This window comes from Pseudarthrobacter sp. NIBRBAC000502772 (genome assembly GCF_006517235.1).
Lineage (GTDB): Bacteria > Actinomycetota > Actinomycetes > Actinomycetales > Micrococcaceae > Arthrobacter.
The window spans coordinates 2,581,333-2,596,783 of record NZ_CP041188.1 but is presented as its reverse complement, the minus strand read 5'-3'; the positions used below and the strand labels follow the sequence as shown (position 1 = coordinate 2,596,783).

General features: G+C 62.4%; 13 protein-coding genes and 2 pseudogenes. 9 read left to right on the top strand and 6 right to left on the bottom strand.

Annotated features, from left to right (window positions below; all coding sequences use genetic code 11):
* Positions 1-3: 3 nt before the first annotated feature.
* Positions 4-1,107 carry an NAD(P)-dependent alcohol dehydrogenase gene (locus NIBR502772_RS11940; protein ID WP_141140347.1) on the top strand — a complete coding sequence of 368 codons (1,104 nt, stop codon included), beginning with the start codon at positions 4-6 and terminating at the stop codon, positions 1,105-1,107.
* Positions 1,108-1,130: 23 nt separating this feature from the next.
* On the top strand, positions 1,131-1,568 hold the full coding sequence (locus NIBR502772_RS11935; protein ID WP_210412286.1) for an ester cyclase: 438 nt from the start codon (positions 1,131-1,133) through the stop codon (positions 1,566-1,568).
* Positions 1,569-1,903: 335 nt separating this feature from the next.
* Here the strand turns inward: NIBR502772_RS11935 and NIBR502772_RS11930 are convergent, their stop codons facing one another.
* Positions 1,904-3,967 (bottom strand): NADPH-dependent 2,4-dienoyl-CoA reductase, encoded by a 2,064-nt coding sequence (locus NIBR502772_RS11930; protein WP_141140346.1) that lies wholly within the window; start codon positions 3,965-3,967, stop codon positions 1,904-1,906.
* Between the two features lie 203 nt (positions 3,968-4,170).
* Positions 4,171-5,721 (bottom strand): long-chain-fatty-acid--CoA ligase, encoded by a 1,551-nt coding sequence (locus tag NIBR502772_RS11925; protein WP_210412285.1) that lies wholly within the window; start codon positions 5,719-5,721, stop codon positions 4,171-4,173.
* A gap of 189 nt (positions 5,722-5,910) precedes the next feature.
* Here NIBR502772_RS11925 and NIBR502772_RS11920 point away from each other — a divergent pair, with 189 nt between their 5' ends.
* Both NIBR502772_RS11920 and NIBR502772_RS11915 read left to right on the top strand, forming a co-directional pair.
* Entirely contained in the window at positions 5,911-6,699 is a 789-nt protein-coding gene (locus NIBR502772_RS11920; protein WP_141140345.1) for a TIGR03084 family metal-binding protein, read from the top strand.
* 229 nt (positions 6,700-6,928) lie between these two features.
* Positions 6,929-7,156 (top strand): hypothetical protein, encoded by a 228-nt coding sequence (locus NIBR502772_RS11915; RefSeq protein WP_141140344.1) that lies wholly within the window; start codon positions 6,929-6,931, stop codon positions 7,154-7,156.
* Positions 7,157-7,226: 70 nt separating this feature from the next.
* On the opposite strand, the gene NIBR502772_RS23090 is transcribed toward NIBR502772_RS11915, so the two are convergent.
* The 3 genes and pseudogenes from NIBR502772_RS23090 to NIBR502772_RS11900 all read right to left on the bottom strand — a co-directional run bounded on the left by NIBR502772_RS23090 (position 7,227) and on the right by NIBR502772_RS11900 (position 9,686).
* A complete protein-coding gene (locus tag NIBR502772_RS23090) occupies positions 7,227-7,664 on the bottom strand; it encodes a Zn-ribbon domain-containing OB-fold protein (protein ID WP_141140343.1) in 438 nt (145 codons plus the stop codon).
* Complete coding sequence (locus tag NIBR502772_RS11905; RefSeq protein WP_246848484.1) at positions 7,661-8,815, bottom strand: thiolase domain-containing protein; 1,155 nt, start codon at positions 8,813-8,815, stop codon at positions 7,661-7,663. The genes NIBR502772_RS23090 and NIBR502772_RS11905 overlap by 4 nt, the downstream gene beginning before the upstream one ends.
* 113 nt (positions 8,816-8,928) lie before the next feature.
* Positions 8,929-9,686, bottom strand: a pseudogene (locus NIBR502772_RS11900) (SDR family NAD(P)-dependent oxidoreductase).
* Positions 9,687-9,954: 268 nt separating this feature from the next.
* Between NIBR502772_RS11900 and NIBR502772_RS22625 the strand changes: the two are divergent.
* Positions 9,955-10,389 (top strand): annotated as a pseudogene (locus NIBR502772_RS22625) (transposase); the annotation flags it as partial.
* Between the two features lie 422 nt (positions 10,390-10,811).
* On the opposite strand, the gene NIBR502772_RS11890 reads toward NIBR502772_RS22625, so the two are convergent.
* Positions 10,812-11,498, bottom strand: a complete 687-nt coding sequence (locus tag NIBR502772_RS11890) for a GntR family transcriptional regulator (protein ID WP_141140342.1) — start codon at positions 11,496-11,498, stop codon at positions 10,812-10,814.
* Between the two features lie 142 nt (positions 11,499-11,640).
* On the opposite strand from NIBR502772_RS11890, the gene NIBR502772_RS11885 reads away from it, so the two are divergent.
* The 4 genes from NIBR502772_RS11885 (at position 11,641) to fahA (ending at position 15,418) form a co-directional block, all read left to right on the top strand.
* Positions 11,641-12,084 (top strand): tautomerase family protein, encoded by a 444-nt coding sequence (locus tag NIBR502772_RS11885; RefSeq protein WP_141140341.1) that lies wholly within the window; start codon positions 11,641-11,643, stop codon positions 12,082-12,084.
* A 78-nt stretch (positions 12,085-12,162) separates the two neighbouring features.
* On the top strand, positions 12,163-13,434 hold the full coding sequence (locus NIBR502772_RS11880; protein WP_210412284.1) for an MFS transporter: 1,272 nt from the start codon (positions 12,163-12,165) through the stop codon (positions 13,432-13,434).
* Between the two features lie 51 nt (positions 13,435-13,485).
* The gene (locus NIBR502772_RS11875) at positions 13,486-13,878 is read left to right on the top strand and encodes a tautomerase family protein (RefSeq protein WP_141140339.1); all 393 of its coding nucleotides are present in this window, start codon (positions 13,486-13,488) and stop codon (positions 13,876-13,878) included.
* 91 nt (positions 13,879-13,969) lie between these two features.
* Positions 13,970-15,418: a fumarylacetoacetase gene (gene fahA / locus NIBR502772_RS11870; protein WP_141140338.1), complete on the top strand. Its 1,449-nt coding sequence runs from the start codon at positions 13,970-13,972 to the stop codon at positions 15,416-15,418.
* The last annotated feature ends 33 nt before the right edge of the window (positions 15,419-15,451 follow it).

The window sequence follows — 15,451 nt, the reverse complement described above, 5'->3', positions numbered from 1 at the left end:
ATCGTGCGCGCTGCGATTTTCACCGAACCGGGAGGTACGCCGACACTCCAGGAGGTGGAGCACACACCGCTGCAAGGCAATGAGGTCTTGGTCCGCATAGCGGGCGTCGGCATATGCCACACCGACCTCACCGGCCTGAACGGCAACGTGCCCCTTCCGATGCCAGCAGTGCTCGGTCACGAAGGCGCCGGCGTGGTGGAGGAGGTGGGCTCGGAAGTGACCCACCTGGCTCCCGGCGATCACGTCGTCCTGACATTCGACACCTGTGGCGACTGCGCCGCCTGCAACGGCGGCCACCCCGCCTACTGCGTGCTCTCCGGACCGTTGAACTATTTCGGCACCCGGCTCGATGGCACGACGACGATGGTCCAAGGAGGGCGTGAGATTCACGGGAACTGGTTCGGTCAGTCCTCGTGGGGTACCCACGCCATCGCGAGTGCCCGAAACACCGTCCGGGTCGACAAGGACGCTCCGCTGCACCTGCTCGGACCGCTCGGTTGTGGATTGCTCACCGGGGCAGGGACGGTCATGAACGTGCTTCGCCCTCAGCCCGGTCAGAGCATTGGGTTCTGGGGTATCGGGACGGTCGGCCTGGCGGGACTGATGGCTGCACGGGCTGCTAACTGCGAGACAATCGTGGCCGTTGATCTCAGCGACGACCGCCTAGCCCTGGCTCGCGAACTGGGTGCCACGCACACTTTCAATCCTTCATCAACCAAGGACGTAGTGTGGGAGATCCTCGAGGCGACGGGCGGGCTCGACTTCACGATGGAGGCCGTCGGGCTCGGTAGCGTCGTGCGGGAGGCCCTCATGTCCCTACGCTCCCCCGGCGTATGCGCCACCGTCGGACTTCAGGCACTCGATAACGACATCACCATTGACCAGGGCCATCTCCTCATGGGACGCACCCTGACCGGTGTGATCGAGGGAGACTCGGATCCGCACCAACTGATCCCGCACCTGATCGATATGTGGCGCGACGGTCGATTCCCATTCGACCGGCTAGTCACCGAGTATCCCCTCGATCGGTTGGAAGATGCCCTCAAGGACTTCCATGCGAGCAAGGTGATCAAGCCCATCCTCATTCCGTCCGACTCGTCGCACTAAACAACTCGAAAGGCAACGAACGCATGAACACTATTGCAATAGCCGTCATGGACCGGACCGCATGGGTCGAGGAATTCTTTCGACACGTGGATGAGCACGACTTTGACTGGGTCGAGGCTGCGCTGACACCTGGCTGTGTGATCGACGCCTCAGGATTTCGTCAGGAAGGCGCGGAAGTTGTTGTCTTGTGGATGGCCGGATTTTTCGCGGCGTTCCCTGACCTGCGACACCGTCCGCGCCGCGTTGTCAGTGGCGACAACGAACTGGCCGCCATAGTCGAGGTCACCGGGACCCACAATGGCGATCTCGCCTTCCCGGACGGCAACTCCCTGCCGCCCACCGGCGCCTCCGTACGTGTGGAACTCGCTGAGTTCTGGCGATTCGAGGGTGCTCGGATCGCGGAATACAAAGTGATCTATGACCAGAGCGATTTACTTGCTCAGCTCGGAGTTAGCGTCTGACCGGCGCCACATCACTGGCGGATGGGCGCCGGAGCCGTCATAAGAGACGGTTTCGGCGCCCGTTTTGTTCCTGATGCGTTCCTGGAGCGACCAGAGCAAGAAGGCCACATAGAGATCAGATCCCATCGAGTGACGAATTCGCGCGGATGCGGAGTCACTATGTTCCCGAGCAGGCAAAGAAGGAAATGGCGCCAGCCACCAGCGGAACGGCGGCAGCCCCGTAGAACAGCGCTGGGCTGATCTACGGGGCTGTTTCCGCAATCCGAAGAGCAAATAGAGACCATCTCGACGGCATACGGAGTCATCCTGGCTTGGTATGAGGGCGCCGTGCCTGGTCAGAGTGCTGCAGCGACCTCGGTTCCCTGCCGAATCGCATGTTTCGCGTCGAGTTCCGCGGCAACGTTTGCGCCGCCAATAAGATGCAGGCCCCTGCGACCGGCCGTGTCCAAGGTCTCGTAGAGATCTCGGACGGACCGCTGCCCGGCGCAGATCACCACGTGATCGACGTCCAGCACTCGACTCTCGCCATCCACGGTGATGTGCAGGCCGGCGTCGTCGATCCGGTCGTATTGGACCCCATTTACCAGGTGAACGCCGGACTGCTTAAGGTGTGCGCGATGCGCCCAGCCGGACGTCTTGCCCGGGCCGTTGCCAATGGGCGTGGTCTTGCGCTGCAGCAGCCAGACCTCCCGTTCCGGCGTGCGTGCCTTGGGCTCGGTGAGTCCACCTCGATCGATCCTGGGGTCACCCACGCCCCAGTGCGCCTTCCACTCCTCCAACGTCTCCTCGGAGTGCGTGAGGAAGATCGACACGTCAACGCCTATGCCCCCGGCGCCGATGACTGCGACCTTTCGACCAGGAATGACCGAGCCGTTGAGCACATCGGGGTAGGAAACCGCCTTGGGATGATCGAAGCCTTCGATCGGCGGGACGTGAGGCGCGACGCCGGTCGAGATAATCACGTCGTCAAATTCTGCGAGGTCGGCGCCGGTCGCCTCGGTGTTCAGACGGACCGTGACGCCCAGGACCTCGAGTCTGCGGGCGTAGTACTTCAGGGTGTCCTTGAAGTCCTCCTTGCCAGGGACCTGCATGGCGAGGCGGAACTGTCCCCCGAGTTCATTACTCTTCTCGAAGAGCGTGACGTGGAGACCGCGCTCGGCCGCAGACACGGCGGCCGAGAGGCCTGCAGGGCCGGCGCCCACGACGGCGATCCTCTTCTTCGTGCGCGTCGGACCAAGAATCAGCTCGGTTTCGTAACCCGCGCGGGGGTTGACGAGGCACGTGGACCGCTGCTTGGCGAAGGCGTGGTCGAGGCAGCCTTGGTTACAGGCGATGCAGATGTTGATCTGATCGGCCCGCCCGGTGGCGGCCTTGTTCACGAATTCTGGATCTGCCAGCAACGGCCGGGCCATCGACACCATGTCGGCTTGACCGGTGGCGATGATCTGATTGGCGAGCTCAGGAGTGTTGATCCGGTTCGAAGCGATTATCGGCACTCCAAGCTCTGGGCGTAGCCGTGCGGTGTTGTCCACCCAAGCGCCGCGCGGGACCTGCGTGATGATCGTCGGCACCCGCGCCTCGTGCCAACCGATCGCTGTATTGAACACATCGACGCCAGCTTCCTCCAGGCGCTTGGCCAGCTCAACGGTCTCCTCCCAATTCTGCCCGTTCTCGACCAGATCCAGCAGGGAAATCCGGTATTGCACGATGAAGTCTTTGCCGACGTACTCACGGATCCGCCTGATGATCTCGACAGGGAACCGCATCCGTTGCTGTGGGCTACCGCCCCATTTGTCGGTACGTTGGTTGGTTCGGGCGGCGAGGAACTGATTAATGAGGTAGCCCTCAGCTCCCATGATTTCCACGCCATCGTAGCCCGCCTTCTGGGCAAGGCGCGCGGCCTTGGCGAAGTCCGTGACCGTCCAGTCCACCGCCCTGGTGGACAATGCGTGGGGCGTGAACGGGTTGATCGGTGATTTGATCGCCGAGGCGGAGACGTTCTTCGGCGTGTAGCCGTAGCGGCCCGAATGCAGGAGCTGGAGCAGTATCCGGCCGTCGTGATTGTGTACGGCCTCGGTGATCGTACGATGGCGGAAGGACTGGAGTCCGTTGGTCATGCTGGAACCGAACGGCCAGAGCGCCCCGCGCAGGATGCCGTTCATCCGATCGGTCTTGGTGGACCCGAAGGGCCACATTGCGCCAGCCAGGTTCGGGGCGTGAGCGCCAGTGACGATCAGGCCTACGCCCCCCTTGGCGCGCTCGGCAAAGTAAGCAGACAGTTTCGGCAGATCCCAGAAATGGTCCTCCAGACCGGTGTGCATCGAGCCCATTACCACCCGGTTGCGCAATGTCGTCGATCCGATGGTGATAGGCGAGAGCAGGTGGCTGTAGTCAGTCATGAAATTCTCCATTGGTCGAACACCTTGGTGCCTCTAGATTCTTGGTGGGTCGGTCGATAAAGGTCTCCGGCGGAACCCGCCGCCCGGATGAGGCGTTGGTCGCACGCCAAATGCTGGAATCCCCGCGGTGCATTTACGGAGCAACCGGTGGCAGCTGCCGCATCGGCAGCCGACCGCCCCGCTGTTGGTCCGGGCGACCAGAATCATGAAACATGCGGGACTAATCCGCCGTAATCTTCACGCAACTTGCGCTTGAGCAGCTTTCCCGTGGGGTTCTTGGGCAGGGCAAGAACGAAGCTGATGCCCGTGGGGCACTTGTAGTGTGCCAGCCGTTCGCGGCAATAATCGATCAGTTCGCGTTCGCTGGTGCTTTGTCCGTCTTTTGTCGTGACTACGGCGTGGATCGTTTCCCCCCATTTCTGATGCGGGATGCCGATGATGGCCACTTCCTCAACGGCCGGATGTTCGACCAACACGCGTTCAACCTCTGCCGGGTAGATGTTTTCCCCACCGGAGATGACCATGTCCTTAACCCGATCCTCGATGAACAGGTAGCCGTCGTCGTCGAGTCTTCCAGCGTCCCCCGTGCGCAACCAGCCGTCTACAAATGCGGCCTCGCTTGCCTCGGGCTGATGCCAGTACCCGGACATTGCCTGCCCGGAGCGGAGCCAGAATTCCCCGACGTCGCCGGTCGGCACGTCCTCGCGAGTCGACGGATCCACGACACGGACCTCGACGCCTGGGACGGCGCGGCCAGCCGAGGCGTGCAGGTACTTGCGCTTCGGGTCGCGATGCTCGTCGGGGCCAAGGACGCAGAACACCCCCGACATTTCCGTCATACCGTAAACGGAGTACAGGGGGGTGTCGAGTGTGTTCAGGATCCGTTCCATCAACGGCGCAGGCATCGGTGAACCGCCATAGCCGATAACCCTCAGGGAGGCCGTATCGGCCACAACATTTTCCTCTGCAAGTAGCATTTGGATGACAGCGGGGACGAAGAAGGCATGAGTGGCCTGCTCTTGGGAAATGCGGTCAAGGACGTGGGCCGCGTTGACCTCCCTGACCAGGACGGTGCGGGCTCCTGCCGCCATGCCCGCCAACGCCCAACTGGTCCCGCCAACGTGGAAAAGCGGCATGGCTACAAGATTGACTGCGGCTTCATCCATGGCGTAGGCGTTCCGGACGGTCTCGTTGTGGGCAGACATGCTCTTCTGCGTCAGCAGTGCGCCCTTGGGCCAGCCCGTAGTGCCAGAGGTATACAACTGCAGGAAGCAGTCGTCCGGCTCAGCTTGGTGCCTCTTTGCCAGAGGTGGGGCGCCCTCCACGACTGCCTCATACTCGTCGTTCTCGCCACCAAGGACGAGCACCCGCTTCAGCGCGGGGAGTTGGTCTTGAATGCCGCGGATTTGGGGCAAGAATTCATGGCCGGTGATCAGTAGTTTGGCGTCCGAATCGCTAAGGACGTGGCTTAGCTCCTCGAGCGATAATCGGAAGTTGACGACCACGTGCGACGCCCCGATTAACGATGCGGCGAGCGTCAACTCGAGACAAGCAGCGTGGTTCTTGTCAATGAACGCAATCCGGTCTCCGGCCTTGACGCCCATGGCGTCAAGCGCGCCGGCGGCTTTTAGTATTCGGTTCCTCATCTGCCCCCAGCTCCATGCACGGTCCTGGAAGGACAAGCAAGTTACATCAGGGTGCAGTTCGGCTCTCCGCTCGAACTGGTCAAACATGCTGGTGAAGGTCGAAGCCATACTGATCTCCTTTGACTGTACGTACGGTCACTCTAGAGAAAGAAGGCACGGGACGCAAGGGGTGCGCGTCAATTTTGGGAGTCGCAATAGAGAAGAGGTTGACTGACCGCCCGTACGGTCATTATCATAGGATGATCCGGACGGACCGCCCCGTCCGGACAGACCGGATTGGAAGGAAGGACTGGCCTGATGTCGCAGTTGACAGTACTGCTCGGGGATCTGGAGGCCGAGACCAAGGCCGTGGAAACCATGCTGGCCTCACTGGCGCCCCAGGACTGGGACCTGCCCACACCGGCCGACGGCTGGGCAGTCCGGGACCAAATTTCCCATCTGGCGTACTTCGACGACGTTGCCATGCTAGCGGCCCTTAGCGCTCAGGAGTTCAGGGCGCTACGGGCCGACTTGTTGGCCGTGGGTGGTGATGTTCCCGACCGGCTGGTCCGGCTGTACCGGGACATGGACCCCGTGGCGCTACTCGACTGGTTCCGGAGTTCCCGAGCGCGCCTCCTGAAAGACTTCGCGGCGCTGCCCCCCAAGGCCCGCATATCCTGGTTCGGGCCGGATATGAGCATTCTTAGCGCAGTCACGGCGAGGCTGATGGAGACATGGGCCCACGGCCACGACGTCGCGGATGCACTCGGCCTGGAGTACCCGGAGAGTGCCCGGCTCAGACACATTGCCGATCTGGGAGTGAAGACACTCGGCTTCTCCTTTACCAATCGGGGCCTCAAGGTGCCTGATGTACCGGTCCGCGTTAGGCTGATCGCCCCAGATGGCGGCGAATTTGCGTGGGGACCGGAGGACGCGGTGAACTCCGTCAGCGGGCCGGCCGTGGATTTCTGCCTCGTCGTGACACAGCGGCGGCACAAAGACGACTCAGCCTTGCTCACGGAAGGGCCGGTGGCCGAGGAATGGCTGTCAATCGCCCAGGCGTATGCCGGCGAACCAGGCCCGGGCCGCACGCCTACGGGTTTGTAGGTATTACCAATCAAGGACACTCTGGACAACTGGTCGTCCCTACCTCCCCGGAACCCAACGACGGTGTGGCGAGTGCTGTGGATGAACGCAAAGAGAGCAAACCTACCCCTACTTCCCTTCGGGTCCGGCTTAGACCGATCACCTACAGTCGACGCGCTCGACGCGGGAGCGCCTAGTTATCCATCCATTAGATCAATGTTCCACTTTCATGAAACGGATACGTGAGCCCATGGATCTTCATTTGCAGCCCGATTGGCAGCGCACTTTGGGGCAGTTTGTCGAGATACGACGTTACGGAAAGACAGTTCGTTCGGGAACAGTTGAAGCCGTTATGCCAGACAATTCCATACTCTGGATCTCCGCCGCGGGTCCCTTCTCGCGCGAAATGATCGAACGGGCCGAGGATTTTGAAGTTTTTACCCGCTACCCATGGGATGCTCCGCCGACCCTGACGTAGAAAAGTCCGAGACGATTACCGGATATTGGGCTCAGCCGACGCCAGCGGGCAATCCGGTTCGCTGGGACGGTCAGGCAACCGGAGCGGCCTGTCGGTGAGTAGAAAACGCCGGGGTGCAGGAGAGGACGAGAGCCTCGCCCTCTCCTGCACCGGGAATTACGTAGATCTGGATCCCGCTACCGACGGCCAACTCCTCCTCCGGCGCGGTGAGCAATCTGGTTAGCAACCAAGGCCCCTCCTCAACTTCGACGAGCCCTGCCACGTAGGGTGCGGGCAGCGATGGTAGGGGCGAGCGATGGACCACACACCAGCTAACCAAGGTGGCTTGCCCCGAAGCCAGGACACGCTCGTGGTCGGCCATGAAGCAGGCAGGGCACAGCGGCTCCTGCGGTCCGCGGAAGGTACCGCAGCTTGTGCAGCGCCGGAGCAGGAGTCGACCAGCGGCGGCAGCGTCGAAAAAATCAGCGCTGTCGGCAGTGCGGCGGACGACTGGAACTGGCACGCTCATGCGTTGCGCTCCTGTTTTCCCAAGATCAGTGTCGAGTGGAATTCGAGGATCCCGCCGTTGCCGCTGACCAGAGCGATATCGCTGCGCGGCGCCTGGCGCGCGCCGCCGTGTCCGCGGACTTGGATGATCGCCTCACTGAGGGGCGTGTATCCCCACATGTAGTAGCTCGACAGTTGGCCGCCGCCTGTGTTCACGGCGAGGGTTCCTCCCGGAGCAAGTCTGCCGTCTTCGACGAAGGCACCGCCCTCCCCCTTGGCACAGAAACCGTAATCCTCCAAGGTAACCAGGACGGTGTAGGTGTAGCAGTCGTAAAGCTCCACGACATCGACATCGGCAGTAGTGATCGAGGCCCTGGCCATCGCCTGGCGGCCGGATGCGGTCGCCCCGGTCTCCAAACCCCAGCTCGAGTCTCGCCCAAGACGGCGCGGTCGGTGCCCTTCTCCATACCCCCAGACGTGAACCGGGGGCTGCGCGAGGTCGGCCGCAAACTCGGTGGAAGTGACGACCACTGCGATCGCACCATTCGACACGAGGCAGCAATCCAGGCGCCGCAAGGGGTCAGCGATCCAGGGAGATGCGTGGTGGTCTTCCACTGTTATCGGATCGCGATATTGCGCTAAGGGGTTGCCGGCAGCCCAGGCGCGCTGGGCGACTGCGATCTCGGCAAATTGTTCCGTCGTTGTCCCATAGATCTCCATGTGGCGCCGAGCCGCCATGGCATAAAGCACATTGGGTGTCGCAGCGCCGGTTGCCATGTTCCAGCCCCTGTACCCCTCAAGCCCGGCGACGGGAGATCCCCAGGCGGAAGGTTTTCCATCCTTGAGCGGGGTATCGGCAAAGACGCACGCGACGGCGGTTGCTGTCCCGTCGGAGATAGCTCGAGCCGCGGCCGCCACCATGGCCCCCGCGCTCGCGCCGTACGTCGAAGTGACCGCCAGCATGTTCAATTCAGTCAGGCCGAGATCGATAGCCAAATGTGGCGTCACGTCGTTTGCCATGCCGCCACTGAGGAGGAGCCCGTCGAGATCGCCTACCCTCAGGCCGGCGTCCGTTACGGCACGTACAACGGCCTCCCCAGCCAGGTCCATGGAGGTGCGTCCAAACACCTTGCCTAACTGGCTCATGCCGAGCCCGACAATCGCGGCACTCAAAGTACATCACCAACGAGTGGAACCGCCCGGTGGTTGACAGCAGTCATCATCAACATGGGTCCATCATTCTTTCGCTTGGATAGAGTACAAGTCCCCCGCCGGCAAGGGCTGGATCAGGACGGAGCCATGCGTAGGGCACCATCCATACGGATGGTCTCCCCATTCAGGTAGTCATGTTCCGCGATCATTGTGACAAGCTGGGCGTATTCCTCGGGTCGACAGAGACGCTGAGGGAAAGGCACGCTCGCGGCCAGTGCGGCGCGGTACTCCTCGCCCACCGTTGCCAGCATGGGGGTGTCCACGATGCCCGGTGCTATGGTGCACACCCGAATGCCGTTCCGAGCCAGATCGCGGGCGGCAGGCAGGGTCAGACCGACGACCCCGCCTTTGGAGGAGGCGTAAGCCGCTTGCCCAATCTGGCCGTCGAAGGCGGCGACTGAGGCGGTGTTCACGATCACCCCGCGCTGACCGAATGCGTCCGGATCTGTGGCTGCAATCGCCTCAGCTGCGGTCGCCAGGACCGTGAAAGTACCGACCAGGTTGATCGTCACCACCCGGGCGAAGAGATCGATATCGTGGATGCCTTGGCGCCCGAGGATCCGCTTCGAGGGCCCTATGCCGGCGCAATTCACTACTGTACGAAGAGGCCCTCCGGTGCTCGCGGCTGCATTTACGGCAACACGGACCTGATCGGCGTTTGTTACGTCAGCGGCAACGTAGGTGATCCGACTGTCCTCGGGGCAGACTCGAGTGCTCCCGGGAGGTCGAGCCCGAAGACGTGGACGCCGTGATCTGCAAGGGCCGCCGCGGTGGCAGCCCCGAGGCCCGACGCGCTTCCAGTTACTATGGCTGTCGTGTTGGCAAGCTGCATGGGGATTGCTTCTCCTAAATTAGATCACCTCTAAGGATGCCTCCCATCTTATGACCGTACGGACGGTCAGTCAAACCTTCCTAGCAGCGTGGTGGCGTCGATTCAGCGCGGGACGTGCTGGGCCTGGGGCTACAGCGTCCCCGAGGGGGCCGTGGAAGGGTTCACCGTGACTCGGCAGCACCAGGCCCGCGTCCCACTGAGGCCAACGCCGCCAGGGACGCTCGCGCCCTTGCCGTGTCGTGCGTGAACACCGGGCCGATGATCTGCGCCCATCCCCGCCTCATCGGGAAAGACCGCCCGCCACCGACTCAGCCGCGGAGGCGACCGGCAGGCCAACAAAGCCATCCACCGCGTGGTCCTCGTAAGGATGCGCTACGACAGCCGGACCCGCAGCTACGTCGCCAGGAGACGTCAGGAAGGAAAAAGCACCAAGGAAATCATGCGGTGCCTCAAACGCTACGTCGCCCGGGAAATCTATGACCAACTCCTCCACCCGCAACCCGCCCCGAACCCCGGATCACTGCGGACGGTTCGGATAACCAAGCACCTGACCCTCCAGCAAGCCGCCGATGCCCTGCACCTCTGGCCCACCACGCCGTCCCGCCTCGAACGCGGACTCAGCCACGACAACAACCTCCACCACCACTACGAAACCCGGCTCGACTGCCAATCCTCTACAACACAGGCTCCGTCTCGCGGGTAGGCCCGAGCGTTGGCCTAGCGGCACGCAACCACACTAGCCCCGTCTGCTCGGCGCGCCCCGGCCCCTGCATGCCCGACCGGGGGCGGCAGAGGCTCCCGGGTCAAGGGCGGCCGCAGGCCCGTCGCGCAGCGATCGCAGACCCTTGAGGCCGGAGTGGCCGGCCCCGGTAACCTCCGCAGCACGGGGGGCTCACGGACCATTGACCTCAATAGGAGCATCAATGTTCACACTTACTTTTTGCCACATTCCTTTTCCAAAAGCGGGCAGCAGGAGGACTTCCCAGTTGTGACGAAAGGCAGGTTATCGGCGTTTAACAACGGGAGTGGAAGTAGCTGCGGGAACTCCAGTCTCATGACGAATTGTTGGTTTCACATGTCAGGCCGTCTCTAGGGCACAGCGGTATTCGGACGCCAATATGGCTCTTAACCAGGCACTAGCTCACTGGCGAGAGAACGAAGCGTAAGTTCCTCGGTGAGCCGCAGGTGACGTTCCATCAGTTCACACGTCAGTCCGATGTTCCGCGAAATCGCAGCTTCAGCCAGTTCGCTGTGCTCCTCGCGCAACCCGCGGTCGGCATCGGACATCCGGATGTTTATCCACCGATACCGTTCGCCTTGAATGAATAACTGCTCGCGGACGCGCAACAGCCACTTGCTGTCGCAGGCGCTAACCAGAGCTTCATGGAACTGTGCGTGGGCGTCTGTCCAGGGGCCGCTCAAATCCACCGTGTTATGCGGGGTGCGGTTCAGCAGGTGCAGCGCAGCAACGATGTCGGCCTCCCAGGCAACCTTTCCCGCCGCAAGCGAGCGCTTCAGGCATGCCGTCTCAATGTCGACCCTGGCTTCGGTCAGGTCGTGGACGTCCTCAGCTGTGATTGGCGCCACTCGAAATCCCCGCTGAGGAATCGCTACGACGAGGCTCTCGGACGACAGCCGCGAGAGCGCCTCTCTCACCACGCCCGGGCTGACGCTCATCTCGTCAGCGAGCTCCTGAATCTTGAGCTTCCGGCCGGGCGGAAGCCGGCCTGATAGCACTTCAACTCGCAGGCGGCGGTAGGCGTCGAAGGTAAGGCTCGTTGGGTCTCCCGACATGGCGTGGTACGAAGTCAAGGCACCAATCTATCGGATATTTCTGATAGTCACAACCAAAACGAGAAATATCTATTTTATCCCTTTTCCTCCGAGTTTATTTGGACTATGGTTATGGAACTCGCCGAGATGTGGCGAGCGTCACAGCCCAGGAGACCCTCACATGCCGCTCGTTCGAATTTCGCTCAACAAGAAGACCCCTGCTTTTGCGCACGGCGTCGCCGACGCCATCCATCACGCGATGACCGAGACCATCGGGATCCCGGTCGGTGACCGCTTCCAAATCATCACGCAGCATGAAGCCGGGGAGCTCATCTACGACCCGAGCTTTTACGACATCCAGCGCACCGACGGCTTCATCGCCGTGCAGATAACGCTCGCAGCGGGGCGAACGCGGGAGGTCAAGACCAACCTCTACCGACGAATCACGGAATTGCTCCAAGAGCGTCAAGACGTTCGACCGCAGGACGTCTTCATCAGCCTGCTCGAAGTGGCTCCAGAAGACTTCTCCCTCGGGGACGGCAAAGCGCAGTTCGCGGACGCGCTGCCGCCACATCTCCAGAAGCTCCAAGCCACAGCTGACCAGTCGGCGCCCCACAAGCACTAGGAGACAGACATGACAAAAGCTTCCAATGAGACACAAATGACAGCTTCCAAGACAACAGCTTCCAATGTGAGTCCACGCATGGGGAGGATAGCCGTGGCCGGCGCCGTCGGCACCGTCATCGAGTTCTACGACTTCACCATCTTCGGTACGGCGGCCGTGCTCGTCTTCAACGAGGTCTTCTTCCCCTCGCTCGGGGCAGCTGCAGCTATCGCGGTGGCGTTGGCTACGTTCGGAGTCGCATTCATAGTCCGCCCGTTCGGCGCCGTCCTCTTCGGTCACTTTGGGGACCGCCTGGGGCGCAAGAACACCCTGGTGGCCACCCTCCTCCTGATGGGCCTGGCGACGGTGGGTATCGGGTTGCTCCCGACCGCAGAGGCGATAGGGCCGCTCGCCGCGGTGCTCCTGGTCGCCTTACGGTGCATCCAGGGTCTCGCCATGGGCGGAGAGTGGGCCGGCGCCAGCCTGATGACCACCGAAAGCGCCCCAGTCAACGCTCGAGGCAAGTACGGGATGTATCCCCAACTGGGGCCGGCGATCGGGTTCATCCTTTCGAGCCTCACATTCTTGCTCACCTCAGCGACGATGAGCCACGATGCCTTCCTGTCATGGGGGTGGCGAATCCCCTTTCTGACAAGCGCCCTGCTCATCGTGGTCGGGCTGGTCATACGCATCTCGCTCGAGGAGCCCGAGGTGTTCCAGAAGAAGGTGGCAAAGAACGCCGGCAAGTTTCCGGTAGTCGACCTGTTTCGCGAGCAGCGTCGTGAAGTCCTTCTTGCGACTGGAAGCACCATCGCTGTGTTCGGTCTCTTCTACCTCAGCATCACTTACATGGCGACCTACGGAACGCAAACGTTGGGGCTGAGCAAGACCACGGTGCTTCTCATCGGGATGGCAGGTGGCGCGTCCTTGGCATTGACCACTATCCTGGGCGCACTCTGGTCAGACAAGATTGGGCGCAAGCGAGTTCTCCTAATCGGAAACCTCCTTTGCCTGGTCAGTTCGCTTTGCCTCTTCCCCATCGTCCAAGGCGGCACAGCGGCAAACCTGCTCGTTGGCATCGTGCTCCTCCAGGCAGCAACGGGCTTGGCCTATGGCCCGCTCGGCGCTTACCTGCCGGAACTCTTCGCTCCCCGCTACCGATACACGGGCGCGGGCCTCTCGTACAACATCGCAACAGTGCTCGGCGCGGCGCTGACACCCATCGTCGCGAGCCAGCTCATCGTCAGCTACGGCCCGTTCTCGGTCGGGCTCTACATGGCAGGGCTTTGCGCCATCTCGCTCGCAGCACTTTCCCTCTCGAAAGAGACCCGCGCACCTCTAGCCAGCGCAGACATCAACAGGCCGGAGTGACCTGTCGACATGCTCGGCGCGTCCTAAATCCCAACTCAACAGGAGCAAACCATGCCGTTCTACCAGTTCACCGTCACCGCCGGCAGCACCAGCTCGAAATACAAGCCGCAAATTGCCCGGGCCATCACCGCGACGCACTGCGAGGTGACCGGCGGGCCGGCCGAGTACGTCAACGTCTCCTTCACCGAAGTGCCGCGCGAGAACCTGTACCAGGCCGGCGAGCCCGTGAGCGGAACGCGCATGGTCGGACTGATCCGCCGACGACCCGAGGCCTTGAAGCGCGAACTGCTGCTCAAGCTGGCAAAAGCATGGGCTTCCGCGACCGGTGAGCCCGTGACCGACGTGGTTATGTTCCTCGTCGAGATTCCTGGCTACCAAGCCTTCGAAAACGGCGTGCTGCTGCCGGAAGCAGACCAAGACGCGCTGGCGACGCGCCACCACTGAAACGCGTAACGCCCAACCTCACGCTGAGCCGCGGAGCCCCGGGACTCCCCAGGGGCTCCGCGGCAACCTTTCGAGAAAGAGCCAGACAGCCATGAAGCTCAACGAAACGCACGACCCCGCTCGCAGGAGCTGGGTGACGTCGGCAAACGATACAAGCAGCGACTTCCCCATCCAGAATCTGCCGCTGGGGATCTTCAGTGAAGGCGCGAGAGGCGTTCCGCGTGTGGGGATGGCCATCGGGGACCAGATTCTCGACCTCACCGCCGCCCACGAGCTCGGCTTGCTTCCGAAGTCGGTTCCGGTCGAGGCCGTGCGCGCACAGTCGCTGAACCTACTCTTCGCCCTCGGGCAGCTCACCTTGCACGACCTCCGCAAGGCCGCTGGCTCGCTTCTGGATTCCGGGCCGTCCGGGAACATCGCACGGATGCAGGCGGCAAGCCTGCTGAAGGCCCAGACATCCTGCCAACTTCACCGTCCGACGGCACCTTCGAACTACACCGACTTCTACGCCGGCATCCATCACGCGCGAGCAGCGGGCGCACAGCTGACCCCCGACGATCCGCTGCCCGCGAACTACAAATGGGTCCCGATTGCGTATCATGGCCGCGCTTCCTCGGTGCATGTCAGCGGCGCGGAGGTCTATCGCCCTATCGGGCAACAGCCGCCCAAGCGTCCCGGCGCCGCTCCCGAATTCGGACCATGCGAGGCACTGGATCTCGAACTCGAGATGGGGTTCTACATCGCAGCCGGGAACCGCCAGGGAACCTCGATTCCCATCGACCGGGCGGCCGACCACATCGCGGGGTTCTCGCTGCTCAATGACTGGTCGGCACGCGACGTCCAGCGATGGGAAATGTTCCCGCTCGGCCCATTCTTGAGCAAGAGCTTCGCAACTTCAGTGTCTGCGTGGGTCGTCACCGCAGAGGCCCTTCTGCCTTTCCGCGCACCAGCGCTGCAACGTCCTGACGGTGACCCGACGCCGCTGCCCTACCTGTTCAACCGACAAGACCAGGCCGACGGAGGCATCGACGTCGCCCTTCGCGTCCTGCTATCGACCAGCAAGATGCGGGCGGCGGCCGAAGTGCCCGTCGAAATCATCGTCTCGAACGCGCGGTACCTGTACTGGACGCCGGCGCAGATGGTGGCCCACCACACCATCAACGGCTGCAACCTGTTACCAGGAGACCTCATTGGGACAGGCACCATCTCCGGCCCGACCGACGCCGAGCTTGGCAGCATGCTCGAACTCACGGTCGGCGCGACCCGGCCTGTCACACTACCGAATGGCGAACGTCGCACTTTCCTGCTCGACGGCGACCAGATTACGCTCTTGGGTCGGTGCGAACGCGCAGGCTTCGTTCCCATCGGCTTCGGCGCCTGCAGCGGCACCATCGTCGGCATACAGGAAGCCGAAGCGGAAATCGAGATTCGCGAGGACGTCGACCGCTTCACCGACAAGTCCGAGGTTGTTTACACCGTTGATGGTGACCCTGGCGCGGCGCCGCCACCCGCCGACAAGTGCGTGACGCTGGCCCGGTGAATTTGGGACTTGAACATTGTTCGATTCATAGGA

What these genes read in the sequence shown, in the direction of transcription:
- NIBR502772_RS11925 (WP_210412285.1), bottom strand. Translation starts at nt 5,721, where the DNA reads ATGGCTTCGACCTTCACCAGCATGTTTGACCAGTTCGAGCGGAGAGCC.
- NIBR502772_RS11915 (WP_141140344.1), top strand. Translation starts at nt 6,929, where the DNA reads ATGGATCTTCATTTGCAGCCCGATTGGCAGCGCACTTTGGGGCAGTTT.
- NIBR502772_RS23090 (WP_141140343.1), bottom strand. Translation starts at nt 7,664, where the DNA reads ATGAGCGTGCCAGTTCCAGTCGTCCGCCGCACTGCCGACAGCGCTGAT.
- fahA (WP_141140338.1), top strand. Translation starts at nt 13,970, where the DNA reads ATGAAGCTCAACGAAACGCACGACCCCGCTCGCAGGAGCTGGGTGACG.
- NIBR502772_RS11885 (WP_141140341.1), top strand. Translation starts at nt 11,641, where the DNA reads ATGCCGCTCGTTCGAATTTCGCTCAACAAGAAGACCCCTGCTTTTGCG.
- NIBR502772_RS11880 (WP_210412284.1), top strand. Translation starts at nt 12,163, where the DNA reads ATGGGGAGGATAGCCGTGGCCGGCGCCGTCGGCACCGTCATCGAGTTC.
- NIBR502772_RS11920 (WP_141140345.1), top strand. Translation starts at nt 5,911, where the DNA reads ATGTCGCAGTTGACAGTACTGCTCGGGGATCTGGAGGCCGAGACCAAG.
- NIBR502772_RS11930 (WP_141140346.1), bottom strand. Translation starts at nt 3,967, where the DNA reads ATGACTGACTACAGCCACCTGCTCTCGCCTATCACCATCGGATCGACG.
- NIBR502772_RS11875 (WP_141140339.1), top strand. Translation starts at nt 13,486, where the DNA reads ATGCCGTTCTACCAGTTCACCGTCACCGCCGGCAGCACCAGCTCGAAA.
- NIBR502772_RS11935 (WP_210412286.1), top strand. Translation starts at nt 1,131, where the DNA reads ATGAACACTATTGCAATAGCCGTCATGGACCGGACCGCATGGGTCGAG.